This window comes from Bradyrhizobium sp. Ken51 (assembly GCF_055807435.1).
Window position 1 is genome coordinate 1 of record NZ_JBVVPB010000090.1, and the last position, 3,799, is coordinate 3,799.

General features: G+C 58.4%; 2 protein-coding genes and 1 pseudogene. All 3 read left to right on the forward strand.

Going from position 1 to position 3,799, the window contains the following annotated elements; all coding sequences use genetic code 11:
• The first annotated feature begins 1,043 nt into the window (after window positions 1-1,043).
• Window positions 1,044-1,244 carry a hypothetical protein gene (locus tag AC0L27_RS40790; RefSeq protein ID WP_473323700.1) on the forward strand — a complete coding sequence of 67 codons (201 nt, stop codon included), beginning with the start codon at window positions 1,044-1,046 and terminating at the stop codon, window positions 1,242-1,244.
• Window positions 1,245-1,824: 580 nt separating this feature from the next.
• Complete coding sequence (locus AC0L27_RS40795; RefSeq protein WP_473323701.1) at window positions 1,825-2,190, forward strand: hypothetical protein; 366 nt, start codon at window positions 1,825-1,827, stop codon at window positions 2,188-2,190.
• Window positions 2,191-2,495: 305 nt separating this feature from the next.
• A pseudogene (locus tag AC0L27_RS40800) lies at window positions 2,496-2,874 on the forward strand (IS5/IS1182 family transposase); the annotation flags it as partial.
• Window positions 2,875-3,799 lie beyond the last annotated feature (925 nt).

The following is a 3,799-nucleotide window of genomic DNA, read 5'->3' on the forward strand; positions in this document are numbered from 1 at the left end:
AAAGGCGCGTTATCGATTTGGACGATCGCAGAGGAATCCGTGAGGTGGCGGACCTTGCACCGCACAGGACTGCCGTCGACCAATATCTGCGCAGCATAGACGCTACGTCGCCGCTCGTTCGCCACGTCTCGCAGTCTCCCCGCTCTAGCGCGGGAGATATATTGATCTACGATTCCAGTCTCAAATGAGGCTAGACCATGGTTTCATATCGGACAAGAGCCAGCTCAGTTCACTGGTGGAGGAGCTTTTGAAGCATGGGGCAAGGACCTTGCCCCGGTGGCAATTTGAATCCCTGGACATCGCTGCACTATCTAACCTTGGAAGATTAGCCTCCACGCCGTGAGAACCGCCGGCCTGAAGAGCCGGCGGAGCCTTGCGGTGTGAGGCCGAGGCACCCAACCGTACTCTGCCCGGCTTGCCCGGATCGGAATTAGCGATATCCTTTTCCTCACCCGCGCCGCAGTAGCTTGCGCGCTTTCGCCTCCTTCTCGCAGTTGTGAAGCCGGCACAGATTGTGAGGCAACAGTCGGAGCGTCAGATAGGGGCGGTTGCGGAATTGGATCTGACCCTATGCGCTCGGTTTTGGCGGTGAGTTTCTTGATGCTCCTGTGCACCTCGGCCGACGCTGCAAAGGTGCGTCATTCTCGGGCGCGCCAACCCGCGGCGGAACGTCCGAGCCCCGATGTCAATTCTCGGGCGCGCTTCGCGGTCCCCGGTAATGTCGGCCGCGGCGGCTAACAACCCGACATCGCGTGCAGGCACTAGGGTCGAAACAGGCCGGCGCCCGGCCGCGAACTGCTAGGAATCGATAATATGCGAGGTACTTACGTGCTGCTTTGATGGCGGCATGTCTCGCCCTGTCCGACGCCACACGCCTGCGCACGATGACGGCCGCCCCGTGAAGATCACCTTTGGCGAGATGCGCGAGATGGGCCTACGTCGGGTCCTAACCCGGGGCGCGGCGGCGCTGGCAAAGGCACAAAGTCGGCAAGGCTCGCCTGCAGCTCGAGCTCCCCAAATGGCGTCGCTAAGACGGGAAGCATATGCAGGCCGAGTTGGGCTCCGAGCGTCGCCAATGCCAGCAACGCATGCGAATGAGGGGGCCCGAACAAGAGCACTCGGCCACCAAAGCGCTCGCCCGCGAGTCGCTCCAAAACACGGACCGCTTCCATACCCTCGCCAGCAAACCCGAGCAGAAGCAGATCAGGAATCTCGGCGTTGATTACTCGGGTTACTTCGGCTGAGTGAGCGCATTCACAGATGGCGAATCCGAGTTCTTGAAGCGCTTCACAAAGAAAAGATCGAACGTGTTTCTTCGGGTCAACCACGCAGACGCGAGGCACGACTTTTCGTTGGCCAAACCTGATCGGTTTGACTGCGTTGTCTTCTTCCAAAGCCCGTTCCCCGCCCCAAAGGTGTCACACGGCCTGTTCAATACCGCGAGAACGAAGTGGTTGCCGTCTCTGTTTTGAGATTGAACCGTTATGCTTAATCGCGACAATGAAAGTCAATTTGGATGTGCCGTCTACGCCACCGCTTCTAGCGATCTGCGTCTCTCCGGCCAATTTTGGTCACCTCTCTGAACCAATTGAACGTCTCGTTCAAATTCCAGCGGTCTGAACCAGTTTGCGCTCGCCGCACCCTCATGCATTCGAGCGTATGAAGGACCCAAATTCCCGTAAACGTTGCTTCGCTTTGTAAAGATTAACAATACGTAGATTTCGCTGCGAGTTTAACATCGTCCGGCTTGCCCCTGAGCGCTCACTATGGCTTCTGAGGACAAAAGACAAACGCTCGGTGTAACGGGCTCTCAGGGAATGCCTCATGATGCTCGTTTTGATCTGCTTGGCGACGAGCGCTTTACTCAGGCTGGCGACCGGCTTTGTGTTTCGGGTTTGGGCAAACCTGGTAGTTGCTCCGCTTGTGGCCTTCGGTTCAGCGATTGCTCTGTTCAATGATGGGTTCGGGTTGATCGAAGGCGCATTCGCTACAATCGCCTGTCTTTTTGCCAGCCAGGCGGCTTACCTTCTGGGGGCGTTCTTGGTAGACCCCGGCCCGGCCGTCGAACGGTTCCTAGCGGAAGACGTGTTCGACAACGAGCCAGGCAAGACTCGCGAGAGCGATATTACCGATAACCAACAGGAGAAGCGCCACGAGCATCCATCGCGGTCCCTTCCGCCTGAGACGTAATACTGCTGACCGCTCAAAGGCGCGCCGCAGCCAGGTGCCACGGCGCGGCCTTCTGGCGGCCGGGCGGCAATCTGCGTCGGTTTGGGACATTGCTGGGTTCATTGTCGCACACGTTCCTTGCTGTTTTCGGGTCCTGCAGGTACTTCAGCAAAGGCGATGCCATACTCGGAGCGGAAACTTGGTGGTAGGTGCCGGGCTTGTCGAACGTTTTGAGACGAACGTGCCGAACTTCAATGCCGTCTAACGACGAATGCATACAGCTCCTGATGCTGGTTCGAGACGTAGAGAGAGCGTCGCCGAGTAAGCAAGACGCCTTCCCGCATGAGCGCTCGGACCTGAGCCATTGGCGCAAGCGGCTCGTCGACAAGTTGGAGCTGCTGCGCGTCACGGTCGACACCACGGTGCAGCCGAAGGCCATCACCTTTCCGACCGATGCCTATTCTCGTGTGGCCAAGGCCGCCGCGATGATGGCGGGCCGCTACGCTCATGCAAAGCAATTCCAGCGGCATCAGCGGCAGTTGCGCATTGCGCAGGCGGCTGGGCCGGATCATCCGCGAGATCCGCCGCAGGAGCGAGGGCCAGCCGGCACTGGAGGAGGCATTCGCCCTCGGGCTTGGCCAGGCCGGGCAAATCCGCTCGCAGCAGCAGCGCCAGCGCGGCTGGAAGCTTTACTCCTTCCATGCCCGGCATTGGGGCTTAACCCAGTTTGGAGTTTGGCGATCTGGTCTTCGGTCTGTCCGTTGGACCAGGACGGCGGTAATCGATTCGCTGACGGGGGCCTTGTCCTTGATGACGCCGTTGGCGAAAGACACGACTAGGCTTGCGCATGCTCGTTCCAACGATGGTTCAAGCTCTCTGTGAGCCTTCTTGCGGATCATCGTATGGAAACCGGCTATGATCTCTCGAGCTTCCACCAAGAGAGGAATGCCTTGCTTAATTGCCGCAATAGTGACGGTCTCTGACTTTGATAGCGTATCGCGGCCATTGGTCATCAGCGCGCGATACGTCTCGCGGACGGTACTCGCTGCGGGCTCCGAGCATCGGGCATTTCGGCAAGCAACGGCGTGTCGCGCATTGGGCAACGACTCGCACCGAACCTCTAATCCCTGCCATGACGCAACCCCACAGGTCGGTCATTATAATGACCAGCGCCCACTGAACATCGAGCCGCGGCAGGTAACGTACGGAGCGTCTTAAGCGGCTCGCGGCCTCTCGCCCCACTGAACTGTGGCGATCCGTTCAATGTCACCTCGTGTCTACAATCAGGCGAGGACATTCACGCTACTGATTGAATCGCCTGCACGTACAGGCGGTCTTGACGCTCGCTTCGCCAGAGAGCTCTAGAACTGCTGCCGATTAACGTGATGCGTTGCAGCGAGCTATCTGCTTGCTGCACTGCGTCTACGTTCCGCCATGGGTAGTACTTCACCTTTCTACATATGAATCGGGGATGTGCCGGAACGTGCCTTAGGAGTTTGCATTGTTTCGCTGTTTTGTGATTTGTAGCGAGGTCGATCATGCGTTCGCTTTCAGGAATGATAATGATTGCAGCGGTCTCAACTTGGACGGGGCTTCATGCGACCCCTGCCGTCGGGCAAACATTCAATGA